This window comes from Achromobacter sp. PD1 (genome assembly GCF_048541815.1).
Taxonomy (GTDB): domain Bacteria; phylum Pseudomonadota; class Gammaproteobacteria; order Burkholderiales; family Burkholderiaceae_B; genus Achromobacter; species Achromobacter bronchisepticus_A.
Window position 1 is genome coordinate 4994543 of record NZ_CP183349.1, and the last position, 18468, is coordinate 5013010.

An 18468-nucleotide genomic window follows, 5' to 3' on the forward strand; every position below is an offset into this window, starting at 1 on the left:
GTATGACGACGTCGCTACGCATTTCCGGCCTGGTGAAGGAATACCGGGCCGGCCGGCCGGTACTCAACGGCATCGACCTGCAGATCGCGGGACAGGGGCTGACCGCCATCATCGGCCCCTCGGGCACCGGTAAAAGCACGCTCCTGCGTTGCATCAACCGGCTGATCGAACCCACCAAGGGCGAGATCGTGCTGCAGTCGAAGGACGGGTCCGTGGACCTGGCCCGCGTGCGCGGCGCGTCGCTGCGCCGCGCGCGCCGCCGCATCGGCATGGTGTTCCAGGAATACAACCTGGTCGAACGCCTGACGGTCATGGAAAACCTCCTGACCGGACGGCTGGGCTACACCTCCGCCGTCAAGGCATGGATGCGCCGCTTCGAGCCCGAGGACATCCAGCACGCCTACAAGCTGCTGGACACCGTGGGCCTGGCGGGTTTCGCCGACCAGCGCGCCGATGCGTTGTCGGGCGGCCAGCGCCAGCGCGTGGGCATTGCCCGCGCGCTGATGCAGCGCCCGCAGCTGCTGCTGGCCGACGAGCCCACCTCCTCGCTGGATCCCAAGACCTCCGTCGAGATCATGGAACTGCTGTCCGAGCAGGGCAGCGCCACCGGCATTCCCGTCATCGTCAACATCCACGACGTCGAACTCGCCCGCCGCTATGCCACCCGCATCGTCGGCATGTCCGGCGGCCACGTGGTCTATGACGGCGACGGCCAGGGGCTGGACGCCGCCATGCTCAAGACCATCTACGGAGGCGAGTCTTGGCTGGAATGATCCAACCCAAGGGCGCCCGCCCCTTCGCCATGTCCGGGCGCGCCAAGGCCGGCGTGCTGTTGCTGCTGGCCTACACGCTGTACGCGGGCGCGCAACTGGACTTCAGCTGGGCGCGCTTTGAAACCGGCATGGGCCACGCGTCCACCTTTCTTGCGCGCATGTTTCCGCCCAACTTCGAAAAGCCCGCCACCTTGTGGAAGGGCATCGCGGAAAGCCTGGAGATCGCGGTACTGGCCTCGGTCCTGGGCATCATCATCGCCCTGCCCATCGGCTTGCTGGGCGCGCGCAACATGATGCCCACCTGGGTATCCTGGCCCGCCCGCGCCATCGTGGCCCTGTGCCGCGCGCTGCACCCGGTCATCGTCGCCATCCTGTTCGTCAAGGCGGTGGGCTTCGGCGCGCTGGCCGGCATTCTGGCGCTGACGGTGGCCTCGGTCGGCTTCATCGGCAAGCTGTTCACCGAAGCCATCGAAGAGATTTCGTTGAAGCAGGTGGAAGCCGTGCGCGCCACCGGCGCCTCGTTCGCCAACGTGATCATCTTCGGCGTGCTGCCGCAGGTGTTCGCCCGCTTCATCGGCTTTGCCACCTACCAGTTCGACTCCAACCTGCGCAACTCCACCATGGTGGGGATCGTGGGCGCGGGCGGCGTGGGCGGCACGCTGTTCTCGGCGTTCCAGCGTTTTGACTATGACTTCGTCAGCGCCATCCTGCTGACCCTGATCGCCATCATCATGCTGGGCGAAATCCTGGCCGGCTTCGTGCGCGCGGTGTTCCTGGACAACCTGGGTTTCGACCGCATCCTGCAAGGCCGCTTCGCGGGTGCGCGCGGCCTCGGGGGCAGCGCAACGCCGGTCAAGCGCCGTGCGGAGGTGGACGAATGAACGCCCACGCTTCCACCTTCAATCCGGCGGGTTCGCCGCGTGTCTGGCAGCGCTACAGCATGGGCCAGCGCCTGCTGCGCTTTGCGCTCTACCTGCTGGTGGTCGCGGCCATCGTGCAGGCGATCCGCGGCGTCGAGATCATCCCGGAGTTCCTGTACGACGCGCCCGAGCAGATGGCCGACCTGTTCCGGCGCATGTGGCCGATAGACTGGGCCTACTACCCGGAAGGCGTGCACGGCGCGCTGATCGAAACGCTGCACATCGCCACGCTAGGCACCATCCTGTCCGTGGTGATGGCGGTGCCGGTGGGCTTGCTCGCGGCCAACAATCTCACGCCCAGCAAAACCGTCAACATGCTGGCCAGGTTGATCCTGGTGTCCAGCCGTTCGGTCAACTCGCTGGTGTGGGCGCTGCTGTTCATCGCCATCTTCGGGCCGGGCGCGCTGGCCGGCACGCTGGCCATTGCGTTCCGTTCCATCGGCTTCGTCGGCAAGCTGGTCGGCGAAGCCATCGAGGAAGCGCAGCGCGGCCCGATCGAGGCCGTCACCGCCACCGGCGCCAGCAAGGCATCGGTGATCTGGTATGCCTACTGGCCGCAGATCCGCCCCGCCTTCTGGTCCATCGTGCTGCTGCGCTGGGACATCAATGTGCGCGAATCGGCCGTGCTCGGGCTGGTGGGCGCCGGCGGCATCGGCATGGCGCTGGACACCGCGCTGAACCTGTTCCAGTGGGACCGCGTGGCCCTGGTGCTGGCCGCCATCTTCGCCGTGGTCGTGGTGGCCGAAATCATCATCACCCAGGTCCGCAAACGCATTCTCTGACGCGTCCGCGGATCCCTACAGCGTTCCTTTGCTCCGCCCGGACACCGGGCGGTTTTTTTTGCGCCGACGAATCAGAACCGCACGCTCACCCCCGCCCTGACGCCGTGGTCCTGCGCCCCGCTTGCGAGCTGCCCTTGGTATGACAAATCGAACGACACCTTGCGCGACACCTGCACATCCAGCCCCGCCTCCAGCACGGCGCTGTTCTTGGCGATGGGCACGCCAGCCACGGTAAAGGCATCGCCAGCGGAGAATGCCTGGGTCGCTGTGGGCTTCAAATCACCGAAGGCGTAGCGCCAGCCCAGCGATCCCCGGGCCGTGGCTTGCGCGCCGCCCAGCTCGAACCCGGACATGACACGCGAGCCGAGCGTCGTGTAGGTGGTCTCGGTGGTCTGGCTGCTTGCGCGCAGCGCCGCTGCGCCGCCGCTCTCGTTGTAGCCGTCGGTCTTGAGATTGACGTAAGCCAGGTTGGCGAACGGCTCGAACGCGGCGACGCTAGTGTCGATGCGATAGCTGAGGTCGGCAAAAGCCTGGACCGTGCGGCCATCGTAATTGGCCTTGAGGCGGTCTGAGTAACCCGGCATGGAAACCGAGCGCCGGGTGGCGATGTCGTGCCAGCTATAGGCCAGCCCGCCGCGCAGGCCCAGCGCGCCCCATTGGCCGCCGCCATAGGCGCCGAGATGGTAGTTGTCGCTGTCGCCCGAAGACGCGCGGTCGCGCACATCGAAATCCGTGCGGGTGTAGCCCGCCATCAGGCCCAGCCGCCAGGCGTCGGACACTGGCGCATCCGCGCCCAGCAGAAAGCCACCGGTCGAGCTCTTGACCTGGGCGGCATTGCCGTCGCCATCGGTCTGGCGCCAGGAACCCAGGCCCTGTATCCAGCTGGCGGGTCCCATTGCTGTTGCCGGAGCCAGGCGGGCGCCGCCCCCGGCGGACGCCAGCACCGGCGCCGCCGAAGCGCCGACCGCGCCTGCGGCCGAACGCAGGCGCTCGTTGGCGGCGTCGCGCACGTAGCGGCTGTCCTCCAGCAGCACGGTCTTGGCCGATGCATGGATTTCGCCGGATAGCTGGTCGAAGCTGGAGCGCAGCAGGTCTTTGTCGTCCGGCAGCACGGCGATCGCATCGTATAGCCCATTGCCCGCCGCCATGCCGATGCTGTCGATGGCGCCCGCTGCGGCGTGCTGGTTGCGCGTGTTGGCGGCCGAAGCCATTGCGGTGCCGTTGCGCGTCAATTCCAGCGAGACGCGGCCGGCGCCGTAGTCATAGCCAAGTTTCGGCGTCAGGAAGGCATAGTCGGAGGTCACCGTGTCGAAGCGGCCGGACAAGGTGCCATCAGCCGCCAATATCGTGTAGACGGAACGCAGCCCGTAGCCGCCGCCGATGCCGATATGCGCGACGGAGCCGCCATTGATCGTGGCATTGCCGGTGACATGGATGAGATCGGCATCGGCGCCCTGCGGATTGGTTTCCACGGCGTAGCGCGCGCCATTCTCGATGACAAGATTGCCATCGACAGTCAGCGTGCCGATGGAATTGCCCGGCGCCAGCGTGCCGCCGGCCGCCACCGTCACCACCGAGCCGACGCCCGAGCCTATGGTCCCCCGACCTCCGAGCACGCCGCCCTGGCCGATGGTGAGCGCGCCGCCCAGCTTGCCGTTCAAGGCCAGCCGGCCGCCCAGCACCGTGGTGCTGCCGGTAAAGCCCGAGCTGTCGCCGGTCAGCCCCAGCGTGCCGGCGCCGTTCTTGACCAGCGCGCCGCCGCCGGAGATGGCGCCGCCGAACGTTGCATTCGCGCCTTGGTCGAACACCAGGGTGCCGTTGTTATCGACATTGCCCCGGATCGACCCGGCATTGCCGATCAGCGCGCCCTCCTGGATCTGGGTGTTGCCATAGGCGTTGCCCGCGTTGTCCAGCCGCAGCGTGCCAGCGCCGGTCTTGATCAGGTCGGCATTGCCCGAGACTGCGCCGACCAGCCCCAGCGTCGCGCCGCCAGCCACCTCGAAGCGTCCGGCCTGGGTCAGCGTCATGGTGCGCGCGGTATCGAATGACGCCGATGCCGCCAGCGTGCCGCCGCTGAAGGCCACACCGCCAGACGCTGCTCCCAGGTTCGCATCGCTTGCGACCTGCAAGGTGCCTGCGGCGATCGTAGTGCCGCCGCCATAGCTGTTGTTGCCGCTGAGAACCAGCGTACCGCCGCCGCTCTTGGCCAGCGCGCCTGCGCCCGAGACCGCGCCGGTCAGGCCCAGCGTGGCGCCCGTGGTCACGTCGAATCGCCCCGACTGCGCCAAGGCGACCGTGCGCGCGATGTCGAAGGTGGCCGTGGCCGCGAGCGTGCCGTCGCCGAAGGCCAGGCCGCCGGCCGTTGCCCCCAGGTTGGCGTCGCGGTCGATCTGCAGCGTGCCGCTGGCAATCGTCGTCCCCCCGCCGTGGCTATTATTGCCGCTCAAGACCATCGTGCCCGCGCCGCTCTTGACCAGGGCCCCCGCGCCCGACACCGCGCCGGTCAAGCCCAGCGTGGTGTCCGCCGCGACGTCGAAACGTCCGCTCTGCGCCAGCGTGACGGCGCGCGCGGAGTCGAAGCTGGCGGTGGTCGCCAGCGTGCCATCGCCGAAACGCAGCCCTCCGGCGGCAGCGCCCAGGTTGGCATCGCGATCGACCTGCAACGTGCCGCCTACGATGGCCGTGCCGCCGCTGTACGTGTTGGCGCCTTGCAGCACCAGCGTGCCAGCGCCGGCCTTGGTCAAGCTCTTGCCGTCCCAACCGGCGGCGGCATTGGCGGCCTGGTCGGAAAGCGGCACCCCCAGCGTGAACCGGTTCGACGCATCGGCCAGCGTGAAAGTGCCATGGGCCAGGTTGTTGTTGGCGGTCCAGCTCAGGCCGTAGGTGGCGAGGTACTGCTTGTTGTCCGCGGACTTATGCGCGTTGACGGTGAGATAGTCGACCTCTCCGGTAAAGCCGCCCACGTTGACGGCGCCGAAATCACCGTCGATACCGCCAGTGGGCGCCTCGATCAACACGGTGTTGAGCCCGCTCTTGTCGGCGATGCCGCTCAGCCTGAACACTACGCCATCGCCCAGCGTGACCTTGTTTGCCTGCAACAACGGGCTGCCCGTGCCGGCCATCAAGTCCAACACGGTGCCGTCGGCCATTTCCACGTCGCTCGTGACCGCCAGCGTGGCGCCCCGATGCACCGCCAGTGTGCTGCCGGCGCCTGAGACATTCAGGTTGCCGCTCAGGGTGTTGGCCGCGCCCGTGGCGCCATCGCCGTACTGCAAGACCCCGCCCGTGACAGCGGCCGAACCTCCCAACTGGCCCAGCACCACCAGCTTGCCACCCGACACCGTGGTCCTGCCCCGGAATGAGCCATTCGCGCCCGTCAGCAACGTGGTACCGGCGATCTGGTTCAGACTATGTGTACCGGCGCCTGTGCTCAACAGCGGCGTCGAAAACGTGTACGCGGGCTCGGTATGGTTGAAGTTCACGGTGGCAATGCCGGCGCCGAACTGGATCGCGCTGGCGTTGAGCGTGCCGGCGCCTACGGCCGGCTGCCCAGCCGCCGCGCCGATATTGATCGTGCCAGTGGTGGGAAAGATAAAAAACCGGTCCTGCGCCAGCGAAACGGTCCCCCCACCGTTCGCGCCGACGTTGACAGCGCCGCCTTGCGCGATCGTCAGGGTGCCCGCCCCCAATCCCGTACCGAACCCCAGGATCATCGCGCCGCTGTTGTCCCAGATGGAGCCGGCGCCACGGACAACGACGCTGCCGTTGCCACCCATGCTGCCCACATAGCTGTCTTTGTTCGAGACGAAGCCCCCCGCCTCGATACTCAGAATGCCCCGACCGTACACATCGCCCACCCTGAGCTCGCCGCTATTGGTCCAGGCCGAGCCGCGTCCCGACACCAGGAAGACGCCGCTGCCGTCCTCCTCGCGCCCGACGACGCCATCGACGCTGGTCACATACCCACCCGTCAGAATCGAAACGCTGCCCATCCCGCCTTCGGTGCCAACCAGCAGCGCCGCGCGATTGCTCCAGAGCGAACCGACATCGGAAACCGTCACTTTCGCCGCTCCGTTCTGCTGAGCAGCCACCGTTGCAAACTGGTTCGAGACCGTGCCGTTACTGGAGATGCTCAGCTCTCCGAGTCCGGCGCCGCCGACAAAAAGGTTGTCCGTCAGAGCCCAGGTCGAGCCGGGGCTGAACACGCTGACCCCAGCCGTGGCGCCGGGAGCTTGCCCGGCATCGATACGTCCTTCGGTGGTGCCCAGAATGTTGAGAATCTGCAGGTTCCCACCCGTGACCGTGGTGTTGCCGACGAAGCCTGAACTATTACCTGACAGCCGCGTGGAGCCAGCGTAGTGATTGAGCTGATGCGTGCCTGCATCCCTGCTGACCAGCGCCGCGCCGAAGTCGTGAAAACTGTTGGTGTTGAAGTTCAGCGTACCCGTGCCCGCGCCGAACTGGAGTAGCGACGTCGCCAGGAAGCCAGCGCCCACGGGTGCAGCGCCAGGAGCCGCGCCGATGTTGATCGTGCCTTGAGCCGAGGCCGAGTCGGCCAGAATCACCGTGTAGCCCGACGCTATCGTCACCTGGCCGCCGTCGGCGGCGGTCAATGTTCCTACACCGGATATGCCCACATATAGCGGGGCGAAGGCCACCAAATTTGGACCTGAGTAGTAGGGTGCGAAAGTAGTATCGCCGGTAAGGGTGACCATCGGCCCCGCCTGCGCTTGGCCGGCCGCGCCCAGGGCCGCCAGCAGCATCGCCATGAAGGGCAGGCGTCTGCGCGCGGATCTGCTTGCATGGCGGCCGCCCTTGCCTTGCCCACGGACGTGCTCGCTTACAACTTGCCACAAGCCCGCGCTACGGTTGAAGACAATGCGATACGTACGGTTCATGGCGCTCTTCTGTAATCGTGGCCCGCTCGGGCTGACGCCATGCGGACGCGTGTGGAATCGGATGGCGCGGGCCGCGTAACCCGCCGATTACAATTAGAAAAGCGATCCGTAACCATGCATATCACTGAAACTGGGTAATTTCAGAGTGCATATCCGCTCAAGCACACGCGGCCGCCAATGCGCCAGTCCGCTGCTCCGGCCCAGGATCCGCGCGCCCTTCGCCCCAGTTGTTGATGCGCCGCAAACGCGTCTATGCTCCATGTGAAATAAATATGACCGGTCATCAAATCGCCCTCCCCGTTTGATTAAGATCTCGGCTTTTGCCGTTGGACGCCCGCCGCCATGTCGGAACAGGAATTGAAACTGCACGTGCCCGCGGCTTCGCGCCAGGCGGTGCAGCGAGAGATCAAGCAGCTTGAGGCGACCCGCATCCGCCTGCACGCCATGTATTTCGATACGCCGGAACGCGAGCTTGCGCGTGCGCGCATCGCCATCCGGCTACGCCAGGAAGGCCGCGACTGGGTGCAGACGCTGAAGATGCCTGGCATCAACGCCATCACGCGCATCGAACTCAACCACCCACGGCCGGGTCCGGTGCTGGACCTGTCGGTGTATGCCGGCACCGAGGTCGAGGCCGCGCTGGCCGCCGTCAAGGGCGAACTGGGCCTGCGCTATGAAACCGACGTGCAGCGGCTGCTGCGCAAGGTCCGCACGCGCTACGGCACGGTGGAGCTGGCCTACGACACCGGCATCCTGCGCGCCGGCGCGTTGGAGCTGCCCATCTCCGAGCTGGAATTCGAATTGGTGTCGGGCCGTCCCGCCGCCATCTTCGCGGCGGCTCGCGGCTGGCAGCGGCGCCACAGCCTGGTGCTGGATCCGCGCAGCAAATCCGAACGCGGCGACGCGCTGGCCCAGCTGGCGCAGCGCCTGGCCGATGCCGACGCGATTCCCGGCGATGATCTCGAAGCCCGCCGCGCGCAAGCCATTGCGCAATTCTGGGCGCCGCGCGGCGCCGCTTCGGTCAAGCTGCGCGAAGACATGACCGCGCCCCAGGCCATGGCGCGCATCGCCGCGGAATGCCTGGACCAGATCGCGCGCAACGCCGCCGTGCTGGCCGAGGTCGACACCGAGGGCGTCTACCGCGCCGGCAACTCCGAACACGTGCATCAGTTGCGCGTGGGGGTGCGCCGCCTGCGTTCAGCCTGGAAGCTGTTCGACGGCTGGATCGCGCCGATTCCCGACGCTCTGCTGCAAGGCGTGCGCACGCACTTCGCCGCCTTCGGCGCCAACCGCGACCAGGACGTGCTGAACGAAACGGTGGCGCCCGCGCTGACGCGGGCGGGCATGCCTGTGATCCCCATGGAAGCCGCGCCCCCGGAACAGGACGCGCGCAGCATCGCCGGCGGCAAGGCCTTCCAGGCCTGGATGCTGGACCTGCTGGAATGGAGCCTGGACGTGCCGCCAGCCCTGCCCGCCGTGGACAACCAGGCCATCGCCAACGGCACGCCCAGCGATGCCGCGCCCGAACCCGCCATCAAGCTGGAGGGCGGCGTGGCCGGCCCCAGCGTCAGACCCACCATCATTCCGATGTTGGCGCCCGAGCCCGATCCGCAACGCCTGCACAAGCAGCTCGCGCGGCGCCTGCACCGCTGGCATAGCAAGGTGGCCGACCAGGGTACACAGTTCGCGACGCTGGACATCCCATCGCGCCACGAACTGCGCAAGCGCGGCAAGCGCTTGCGCTATAGCCTGGCGTTCGCCGAATCGCTGCTGCCCGCCGGCAAGCTGCGCGGCTATCGCAAGCTTCTGTCGCGCGTGCAGGACGTGCTGGGCGAAATCAACGACCTGGCGGTGGCCAAGGACTACTACGAGTCGTGTACCGCCACCCACCCGCAAGCCTGGTTCGCCCTGGGCTGGATCAGCGCGCGCCTGGAAGAACTGGCCGACGACGCGCAGAAAGCGTTCGACGACCTGGCCGCCAGCAAACCGTTCTGGAAGTGATGCGGGCTTGAATGCAAAAGGGACGGCATGCGCCGTCCCTTTGTTGTTTCCGGCGCATGCGCGCCGGGTCCCCGGGCCTCAATCCGCCAGCAAAGCCCCGGCAAATTCGTCGGCCACGAAGGGCTGCAGGTCTTCCAGGCTTTCGCCCACGCCGATCCAGTACACCGGGATCGGGCGCACGCCCTGGCTACCCGCGGCCACGGCGGCCAACGTGCCGCCCTTGGCGGTGCCGTCCAGCTTGGTCACGACCAGGCCGGTCAGATTGATGGCGGCATCGAAGGCGCGGATCTGCGCCAAGGCGTTCTGGCCGGTATTGCCGTCCACCACCAGCAGCACCTCGTGCGGCGCGGCGGCATCCGCCTTGCCGATGACGCGGCGGATCTTCTTCAGCTCTTCCATCAGGTGCAGCTGCGTGGGCAGGCGGCCTGCGGTATCCACCATCACCACGCCCATGCCGCGCGCGCGGCCGGCATTGACGGCATCGAAAGCGACAGCCGCCGGATCGCCGCCGTCCTGCGAGATCACCGTCACGTTGTTGCGGCTACCCCATTCGATGAGCTGCTCGCGCGCCGCGGCGCGGAAGGTGTCGCCCGCGGCCAGCAGCACGCTGGCCCCCTGGCGCTGGAAGGTGTGGGCCAGCTTGCCGATCGAAGTGGTCTTGCCGGCGCCGTTGACGCCGGCGATCATGACGACCAGGGGTTGCGTGCGCTTCAGATCGAAGGCGCGCTCCAGCGGACGCAGGTGGTCGGCCAGCAACTGGCGCAGCGCCGCCTTGACCTTGGCGGGGTCTTCGATGCGTTCCTTCTTGACTCGCGCGCGCAGCGCGGTCAGGAGCTTTTCGGTAGCCTCAAGGCCCGCATCGGCCATAATGAGCGCCGATTCGAGTTCCTCGAACAGGTTCTCGTCGACCTTCACGCCGATGAAGATGCCGCCGATGCTCTGGCCCGTACGCGACAGGCCTTGCTTCAGGCGGGACAGCCAGGAAGCCTTCTTGGGGGCTTCAGCGGCGGGCTCGACGGCGGGCATGGCCGGAGCCGCAACCGGCGCAGGCGCGGCGGCCGGGGCAGGCGTTGCCGCCACTGGCGCAGAAACCGCGACAGGCGCGGGAGCCGCTACCGGCGCAGGCGCTGGCGCCGAAACAGGTGCCGGTGACGCTGCCTGAGCGGGTGGCGGCGTAAACGCTGCGGGTGCAACCGGCGCGGGCGTTACTGCTGGAGCCTCGTGCGGCGCAGCAACTGGCGCAACAACCGGCGTTGCAGCCGGTGCGACGGCGGCCTGTTCGATGCTGGGTTCGCGACGCGGTTCGGCGGCCACGGGCGCCGACGGCGCGGGAGTGACCGGGACGGCGGCGGGCTCGGCAGGCGCGGCTACGGCGTCTGCGGCCTCCGGCGGCGGCGCGGGTTGGACCGGCGCGGCGGGCGGAGGGGATTTTTTCTTGAAGAAGCGGCTAAACATGGGTAACAAGTATATTCGTATCGTCGGGGGCCAATACAGACGCACCCCCATTGCCGTGCCCGACGTGGAGACGCTGCGCCCCACGCCCGACCGGGTGCGCGAGACGCTGTTCAACTGGCTCAATCACCTGTGGGGCGGCGAGTTTGCCGACAAGCAGGTGCTGGATCTGTTCGCCGGCAGCGGCGCCCTGGGCTTCGAGGCGGCCTCGCGCGGCGTGGCGCATGTGCAGATGGTCGAGCGGGACAAGACCGCTGCGTCCGCGCTGCGGACACTGCGCGACAAGCTCAAAGCCGACATGATACGCATCCATGTAGGCGACGCCATGCAGGTCGCTGAACGCATGGATGCGTCCCGATTTGACCTGATCCTGCTGGATCCGCCCTTCGGCCAAGGCTGGCTGCCGCGCCTGTGGCCGATTCTGCCGGGCATTCTGACCGAGCATGGGCTAGTCTACGTAGAGGCGGAAAATCCCATCGAAGCCCCCGAAGGATTCACGATCTTGCGGCAGGACAAGGCAGGCGCGGTCCACTACCACCTGCTGGAATTTGCTGCATTGCGCAAATAGGTCAATAATCCGAGCTTCGGAGGATGGTGTACACCACTTATAACGGTACGGAGCTCCTATGATCACCGCTGTATATCCCGGCACTTTCGACCCGCTGACCAGAGGCCACGAGGACCTGGTCCGCCGTGCCGCCACGCTTTTCGACAAAGTCGTGGTGGGGATCGCGATTAGCCGCAACAAGAAGCCCTTCTTCAGCATCGACGAGCGCGTGGAAATCGCGCGCGAAGTGCTGGGCCACTATCCCAACGTGGAAGTGCAAAGCTTCGGCGGCCTGCTCAAGGACTTCGTGCGCGACCAGGGCGGACGCGTGATCGTGCGCGGCCTGCGTGCCGTGTCCGACTTCGAGTACGAATTCCAGATGGCCGGCATGAACCGCCACCTGCTGCCCGACGTCGAAACGCTGTTCATGACGCCCTCGGACCAGTACCAGTTCATCTCCGGCACCATCGTGCGCGAAATCGCACAGCTGGGCGGCGACGTGAGCAAGTTCGTGTTTCCGTCGGTCGAGCGCTGGCTCCAGGAAAAAGCCAAGGAACGCCGCGAACAGTCCTGGCCGGGCTGAGCCCCGCCGGGCAGGTATTGCTCCACCCTCGAAGGGCGCGCAAAGCGCCCTTCTTGCGCTGCGCAGCCCGGGGCGGACGGCGGCGGTACAATGCGCTCAGCCCTACCCGCCCCATACCGCAGCCCGCCATGGCCCTGACCATCACCGAAGAATGCATCAATTGCGACGTTTGCGAGCCCCAGTGCCCGAACGAAGCAATCTCCATGGGCGAGGACTATTACGTCATCGACCCCGACCGGTGCACCGAATGCGTGGGCCATCACGACGAGCCTCAATGCAAGGTCGTGTGCCCCGTGGAGTGCATCGAGCTGCACCCGCAATGGAATGAAGGCCAGGAACAGCTCATGGCCAAGTACCGTCGGCTGACCGGTGCCGCATGAGCGACGCCGCGCAGTCCAGCATCAACCTCCCTCCTTCCCCCCACCACGCCCGCCGCGACCTGTCCGCATCGGCCATCGCCGCCGGCCTGGTCGCCGTGCTGGTCAGCTTCGGCGGCACCGCCGTGCTGATGGTGCAGGCTGGCCACACCGCGGGCCTGGATTCCGCGCACATCGGCTCCTGGATCGGCTCGCTCAGCCTGGCGTTCGGCCTGGGCGGCGCCTTGTACAGCCTGCGCACGGGCCTGCCCATCGTCATGGCCTGGTCTACTCCCGGCGCGGCCCTGCTGGTCACCGCGCTGGCCGGGGTTCCGTTCAATGAGGCCATCGGCGCCTTCATCCTGGCCGCCGCGCTGACGCTGGCCTGCGGCCTGTTCGGCTGGATCGACCCCATCCTGCGCCGCATCCCCGGCGAAATCGCCGCGGCCATGCTGGCGGGCGTGCTGCTCAATTTCGGCATGGGCGTCTTCAGCAACATCAAGCAGCAGCCGGCGCTGGTGCTGGCGATGTGCGCCGCCTATCTGCTGTGCCGGCGCTGGGCGCCGCGCTACGCGGTGCTGGTGGTCATGCTGGTGGCCATCGCCATCGCCTTCGGCCTGAACCTGATCCAGCTGGACCTGCTGGACTGGCGCCTGACCGAATTTGTCTGGACCACGCCCGCCTTCAGCGCGCAGGCCGCGGTCAGCCTGGGCATTCCGCTTTTCGTGGTCGCGATGGCCTCGCAAAACCTTCCTGGCCTGGCCATCCTGCAAGCGGCCGGCTACCAGCCGCCCGCCTCGCGCCTGGTGGCGGCCACCGGCCTGCTGGGCCTGCTGGCTGCGCCCTTCGGCGCGCACAGCGTCACGATGGGCGCCATCAGCGCGGCAATCTGCACCGGCCCCGAAGCGCATGCGGACCCGTCCAAGCGCTACATCGCCGCCGCCACCTATGGCCTGGGCTATGTCGTGCTGAGCGTCGTGGCCGGCGCCGTGGCCGTGTTCTTCCAGGCCTTGCCCGCCGCCTTGCTGGCCGCGCTGGCCGGGCTGGCGCTGCTGGGCACCATCATGGGCGGCATGGCTGCAGCCATGGCCAACCCGCAACGCCGCGAAGCCGCGCTCATCACGCTGCTGGCCACGGCATCGGGCTTCAGTTTCTGGGGTATCGGATCGGCCTTCTGGGGCCTGCTGGCAGGCCTGCTGGCCCACGCGGCGTTCGAATTCAAACGCTCTGGCGCAAAGGCCTGAGCGGCCCTTGCGCCCGGCCCCTTCAGGCCGGCCAAGCGGCCACGGGCGTGTCGGGGTGTACCTTCATGATGCGGCAAGGCACCTGCACGAAGTTGGAAATCCAGGCCGCGGCCAGCTCCCCTTCGTCGATCACATCGACTACCTGCTCGCCCACCTTCATGCTGTAGCGCACGCTGTCGTCGTCTTCGATGACGTCCAGCGGAATGTCCATGCGCAGCATGCCAGGCGCCTTCAGCACCAGATAGCCCAATCGCAACTCGACCGAGACCTCGGCCAGCCGCGGACACAGGGCGCGGTTCAGCCACTGCCCGGAATCGTTGGCGACCAGCCATTGCCGGTGATAGCCCGCGGCCTCGGCCTGCGCGGTCACGCCGCACTCGGCCACGGGTTGGAAGTTCTCGGCGTTCATTTGCCCAGCAATCCCTTCAAAGCCTTGTCGACGGCCGCGCCGCCCTTGCCCTTGCCCATCACCGCTTCGCGCAGCTTGTTTTCCAGGCTGCGCTGGAGTATGCCGCCTATGGCGTCCTTCCAGAGCACAGTGTAGGTCGGCTTGTCGAACGGCCCCTTGACGTGCACGGGGATGGTGACGTCCTTCAGGTCTATCAGCTCCTTGCCTTCCGGATCGGCAGCCGGATTGACGACGCGGGCGCGCGCCACCAGGTCCAGTTCGCTCTTGACGAAGTCTATGGTGGCCGGGTCGCCCTGCGTCACGCGCAACAGCGGTGACACCACGTTCAGGCGCTTGACCGCGGCCACGCCCTTGGCGAAGGCCAAATCGGCGTCCATCTCGGAGAATTCCGTCTGCTTGCTGGTGTCGGAGGCGACGGTTTCGTTCTGCGACTCAGGCTTGAAGGCGGCCTTCAGTTCGCGCAGCGTCTGCGTCAGGTTGATGCCCTTGACCGCGCCATCGCGCAGGCGCAATTGCATCGTGCCGCCCAGACCGCTCTTCATGGCATAGGCGTTGGCGCCCGCCGTCTTCAAATCCAGCGCCAGGCTGCCCGTGCCGCTCAACACGTTCTGGCGCGCCAGGTCCATCAGGAACGGTTCGATGGCAATGCCGGCCAGCGACATCTTGGTGGCCAGCTGGTTACCCTGCGCGGCATCCACCGACAGCGTGCCCGCCAGCTTGCCGCCGTACAGGCCGGCAGTCAGGCTGGAGATATCCAGCTTGCCCTTGTCCAGCTTGACCGCGGCGCCGACGTCATCGGCCTTCAGGCCGCGCACGACCAGCTTGCCGACCTTGATCGTGCCGTTGACGCTGGGGCCGATCAGCGCCGACAGGTCGATCGTATCGTCGGCAGGCTTGGCGGGCGCAGGAGCCGGCTGAGCCGGCTTGCCGTCTTCCTTCTTGGCTTCCGCAGGCTGCTTGGGCGCCGGCTGCGCAGGCGTTGCCGCCGCGGGAGGCACCAGCTTGTCCAGATCGAGCGTGTCCACCACCAGCGCAAAATTCACCTTCGGCGCATCGCTCAGCTTGGTGATGTCCGCGCTCAGATCGAACTTGCCGCCTTCCAGCACGGCGTTGATTTTGCTGGTGGCCTGATCCTTCAGCAGATCCACGGTCGCGCTGCCGATCACGGGAATCTGCAGGCTGCCCTTGGGCAGTCCCGGATCGGTAATGTTGACGTCGCCGCGCAGGCCGGACAAGCCGCCGCTGCGCTGCAGCAGGTTCAAGGACAGCGGCGAAGCGAAGTTCAGCTTGACGATCCGTTCCCCGTTCTTGGACGTGCTGTCCAGCTTGGCTTCCTTGATTTCCAGTTCGCCGGCATTGCCGCTGATGCCGTTCAGGCCGAAGCTCGCGTCCAGGCCGCTGATGCGCACACGGCCGGTCAGCGCCTCTCCCGTGGCCGAAGCCGGAGAGATGTTGAGCGCGGGCGCGTCCACGGCGAATTCGAAGGGACCGTCGGCCATGCCGCCCTTGGCGCGGATGGCGAGCTTTTCGATCTGCAGCTGGCTCTTGTGCGGGTCGATCGCCAACTTGGGGATGGCCACGCTGGCATCCACATTGGTCGCGCGCGCGGCGGGATCCGTGACGTCGCCCTGGAAGACGATTTCCAGACCGGCAATATCCAGTGCCGACTTCTGGCCGTTGAAGGCCAGGTTGCCGCGCATGGCCAGGCTCTTGGCCTCGGCGCCCGGCAGCTTGCCGTCCATGCGCAGGTCCAGCTTCTGCGCGGCGTAGCGCTTGGCGGACGGGTCCAGCGTCAGCAGGGCCTGACCGGTCAGATTGGCGTCCACGCGCGGATCGCCCCCTTCGACGCGCGCGGTCATGCGCACATCGAACGGCTGATTGAAGGTGACGCGGCCGGTGTTGGCGTTGATCTTGGTGACCGCCACCGCCATGCCCGAGATCTCGTCCTGCAACTGCACCTGGCCGTCCTTCAGGTCAAGCCCGGCGATGTCGATCTGCATGTTGTTGCGCGGCTGCGGTAGGTTGCCGTTGGCGATGGCCTGCACCGCGCTCTGCGCCGCGCCCGCCAAGGCTTCAGCCGGATTGGCCGGCGCCGCCGTGATCGGAGCGGTGCCGCCCACGAGATTGCTGAAATTGAAATGACCCTGCTTGTCCCGCACCACACGGGCCTTGAAACCGGTGATGGCCACATGGTCGACGACAAAGCTGTTGGACAGCAGTGGCCACACGGCGACCGCCAGCCTGGTGCTATCGATGGAGGCGAATGTCTCCGAGCTGTTCGGCTCGGACAGCGACACGCCCTGCACCGACAGCCCGATGCGCGGGAAGAGCGACAGCTCGATCTCGCCGTCGATCGTCAGCGTGCGTTGGTAGCGTTGCTGGACAAGCTCTTCCAGCTTGTACTTGTACGCGTTGGGGTCGAATGTCAGCAAGAAGATGGCCAGGCCAACGACGGCCACGACAACCAACACTACCAGGCCTATCAAAATGCGCTTGAACCACGTTTTCATTGCTGCCCCGTCGGTACCTCGACTGGAAATCCTTGAATGCCGTCCGCGGCGCGAGGCGCGCGGAAGGTGCTTTAGCTGCGGAAAAACCGCCAGGCCCATGTAGCCACGGCCTTTCAGGGCGTGCCCGCTCTCTTGCCGAGCCTGGGGCTGCGGCGCCAAAAATGGGATCTGCCAAGGAAGGCTTGATGAAGACGCCAGCCGAGCCAGCGTACAGATAGCGCTATCGTAACAAATCGGGCCGGCTTCGCGCAGATGGCCGGGCGAGGCAACACAAAATCAACACTATCGGCATCAATGCCGCGCGTCGAAATCCGGCCTCGGACCTGACAACTTTCTGTCTCGCGGATTGTAGGGCTAGAATGATTGATACATCAATCATTGATAGATCCAACAATGTCCGCCCCCGCTACAGGCACCCCTCACTCGCCCGGCCAGGTGCTTCCTTTCCGCCAAACCTTGCTTGCCATGCTGGGCATGTGCTTCGTCATGATGATGGTCGCCATCGATCAGACCGTGGTCGGCACCGCGCTTCCGACCATTGTGGCCGAACTCAAGGGCTTCGAACTGTATGCATGGGTAGCGACGTCTTACCTGCTTACCTCCGTCATCACCGTGCCCATCTTCGGCCGCCTGGGCGACTACTACGGGCGCAAACCATTCGTGGTGGCGGCCATCGTGCTGTTCACCCTGGCCTCGGCGCTATGCGGCGCGGCCGACAGCATGTTCACGCTGGTCCTGGCGCGGGCGCTGCAAGGCATAGGCGGCGGCATGCTGGTAGGCACGGCGTTCGCATCCATCCCCGACCTGTTTCCCGATCCCCACGTGCGGTTGCGCTGGCAGGTCATGCTCAGTTCCGCCTTCGGCATCGCCAATGCCATCGGCCCGACCCTGGGCGGCGCGCTGACCGAGCACTACGGCTGGCGCTCGGTGTTCTACGTCAACCTGCCCATCGGCATCCTCGGCCTCTGGTTCGTCGGACGCCATCTGCCGCACCTGCGCAACCACACGACCGGCCGCGTGCGGCTGGACTGGCAGGGCGCGCTGCTCATCGCGCTGGCGCTGGGCGGCCTGCAGCTACTGGTCGAGCTGCTGCCCAAGGAAGGACTGAGCGCATCCATCATGCTGCTGGGTGTGGGCAGCGCGGCGGCCTTCGCCCTGCTGTTCTGGTGGGAACGGCGCTGCCCGCACCCGCTACTGCCCCTGGATATGTTCCGCAATCGCGGCTTGGCCATGCTCTTCACGCTGGCCCTGCTGGTGGGCGTGACCATGTACTCGCTGCTGTTCTACGCGCCGCTGCTGCTACAGGGCGGCTTCGGGCTGTCGCCCCAGGACGCCGGACTGCTGATCACGCCGATGGTGGTTTTCATCACCGTGGGCAGCATCGTCAACGGCCGCATCATCACCCGCATCCGCAATCCCAACCGCATGCTGTACGCGGGTTTCATCCTGATGGCGCTCTCGTGTCTGGGCATTGTTACCACCCATAGCTATACGTCACATGCGCTCATCGCCGCATACATGCTGATGGCCGGGCTGGGCATGGGCTTCATCATGCCCAACCTGACGGTCTTCGCGCAGCAGACCGCCGGCCGCAGCCACCTGGGCATCGCCACCGCGCTGCTGCAGTCCCTGCGCATGATAGGCGGCATGCTGGGCACGGCGATCGTCGGCACCATGGTCAGCCACAGCTATTTCAGCGGCGTCGAATCCACGCTGCGCGGCGCTTCCGCGCGCTGGCTGCCCGAGCTGAACGATCCCCAGATGCTGGTCAATCCCGCGGCCCAGACGCAGTTCCTGGCACAATTGGCGCATCAAGGCCAGGACGGAACCTCGCTGATCGAGATCGCGCGCGTCGCGCTCGTCGGCGCCATCCACGAAGGGCAGCTCATTGCCCTGGCGGTTGCGGTGTTCGCGCTCTGGTGCGTGCGGCGCGTGCCGCCGGTCCAGTTGATCCGCCCCTCCAAACCAGAGCCGGCCGGCGTCGGAGAATAGC

The 18468-nt window shown here is 66.7% G+C and carries 13 protein-coding genes; 9 read left to right on the plus strand and 4 right to left on the minus strand.

Annotated elements, in window-relative coordinates; genetic code table 11:
* Window positions 1-2: 2 nt before the first annotated feature.
* From phnC to phnE (ACM1PE_RS23590), 3 genes are read left to right on the plus strand one after another with little or no spacing between them, the layout of a single operon-like run.
* On the plus strand, window positions 3-773 hold the full coding sequence (phnC, locus tag ACM1PE_RS23580) for a phosphonate ABC transporter ATP-binding protein (RefSeq protein ID WP_054451933.1): 771 nt from the start codon (window positions 3-5) through the stop codon (window positions 771-773).
* Window positions 770-1654 carry a phosphonate ABC transporter, permease protein PhnE gene (phnE, locus tag ACM1PE_RS23585; protein ID WP_118931355.1) on the plus strand — a complete coding sequence of 295 codons (885 nt, stop codon included), beginning with the start codon at window positions 770-772 and terminating at the stop codon, window positions 1652-1654. Before phnC ends, phnE (ACM1PE_RS23585) begins: the two co-directional genes overlap by 4 nt.
* On the plus strand, window positions 1651-2475 hold the full coding sequence (gene phnE / locus ACM1PE_RS23590) for a phosphonate ABC transporter, permease protein PhnE (protein WP_251879234.1): 825 nt from the start codon (window positions 1651-1653) through the stop codon (window positions 2473-2475). The genes phnE (ACM1PE_RS23585) and phnE (ACM1PE_RS23590) overlap by 4 nt, the downstream gene beginning before the upstream one ends.
* 71 nt (window positions 2476-2546) lie before the next feature.
* Here phnE (ACM1PE_RS23590) and ACM1PE_RS23595 read toward each other — a convergent pair whose 3' ends face one another.
* A complete protein-coding gene (locus ACM1PE_RS23595) occupies window positions 2547-7373 on the minus strand; it encodes an autotransporter domain-containing protein (RefSeq protein WP_419341129.1) in 4827 nt (1608 codons plus the stop codon).
* A gap of 342 nt (window positions 7374-7715) precedes the next feature.
* On the opposite strand from ACM1PE_RS23595, the gene ACM1PE_RS23600 reads away from it, so the two are divergent.
* On the plus strand, window positions 7716-9374 hold the full coding sequence (locus ACM1PE_RS23600; protein WP_059371360.1) for a CYTH and CHAD domain-containing protein: 1659 nt from the start codon (window positions 7716-7718) through the stop codon (window positions 9372-9374).
* A 78-nt stretch (window positions 9375-9452) separates the two neighbouring features.
* Here ACM1PE_RS23600 and ftsY read toward each other — a convergent pair whose 3' ends face one another.
* The gene (gene ftsY, locus ACM1PE_RS23605; RefSeq protein ID WP_410469170.1) at window positions 9453-10400 is read right to left on the minus strand and encodes a signal recognition particle-docking protein FtsY; all 948 of its coding nucleotides are present in this window, start codon (window positions 10398-10400) and stop codon (window positions 9453-9455) included.
* 427 nt (window positions 10401-10827) lie between these two features.
* On the opposite strand from ftsY, the gene rsmD reads away from it, so the two are divergent.
* From rsmD to ACM1PE_RS23625, 4 genes are all read left to right on the plus strand, one after another.
* A complete protein-coding gene (gene rsmD / locus ACM1PE_RS23610; RefSeq protein WP_059371359.1) occupies window positions 10828-11394 on the plus strand; it encodes a 16S rRNA (guanine(966)-N(2))-methyltransferase RsmD in 567 nt (188 codons plus the stop codon).
* Between the two features lie 58 nt (window positions 11395-11452).
* Window positions 11453-11956: a pantetheine-phosphate adenylyltransferase gene (gene coaD, locus ACM1PE_RS23615; protein ID WP_013396175.1), complete on the plus strand. Its 504-nt coding sequence runs from the start codon at window positions 11453-11455 to the stop codon at window positions 11954-11956.
* Window positions 11957-12084: 128 nt separating this feature from the next.
* Window positions 12085-12336 carry a YfhL family 4Fe-4S dicluster ferredoxin gene (locus tag ACM1PE_RS23620; protein ID WP_042795127.1) on the plus strand — a complete coding sequence of 84 codons (252 nt, stop codon included), beginning with the start codon at window positions 12085-12087 and terminating at the stop codon, window positions 12334-12336.
* Window positions 12333-13556 carry a benzoate/H(+) symporter BenE family transporter gene (locus ACM1PE_RS23625; protein WP_059371358.1) on the plus strand — a complete coding sequence of 408 codons (1224 nt, stop codon included), beginning with the start codon at window positions 12333-12335 and terminating at the stop codon, window positions 13554-13556. The genes ACM1PE_RS23620 and ACM1PE_RS23625 overlap by 4 nt, the downstream gene beginning before the upstream one ends.
* A gap of 22 nt (window positions 13557-13578) precedes the next feature.
* On the opposite strand, the gene ACM1PE_RS23630 is transcribed toward ACM1PE_RS23625, so the two are convergent.
* Together ACM1PE_RS23630 and ACM1PE_RS23635 are read right to left on the minus strand one after the other, a co-directional pair.
* On the minus strand, window positions 13579-13965 hold the full coding sequence (locus tag ACM1PE_RS23630) for an MOSC N-terminal beta barrel domain-containing protein (RefSeq protein ID WP_059371357.1): 387 nt from the start codon (window positions 13963-13965) through the stop codon (window positions 13579-13581).
* A complete protein-coding gene (locus ACM1PE_RS23635; protein WP_419341130.1) occupies window positions 13962-16475 on the minus strand; it encodes an AsmA family protein in 2514 nt (837 codons plus the stop codon). The genes ACM1PE_RS23630 and ACM1PE_RS23635 overlap by 4 nt, the downstream gene beginning before the upstream one ends.
* Window positions 16476-16868: 393 nt before the next feature.
* Here ACM1PE_RS23635 and ACM1PE_RS23640 point away from each other — a divergent pair, with 393 nt between their 5' ends.
* Window positions 16869-18467: an MDR family MFS transporter gene (locus ACM1PE_RS23640; RefSeq protein WP_419341131.1), complete on the plus strand. Its 1599-nt coding sequence runs from the start codon at window positions 16869-16871 to the stop codon at window positions 18465-18467.
* Window position 18468: the final 1 nt, after the last annotated feature.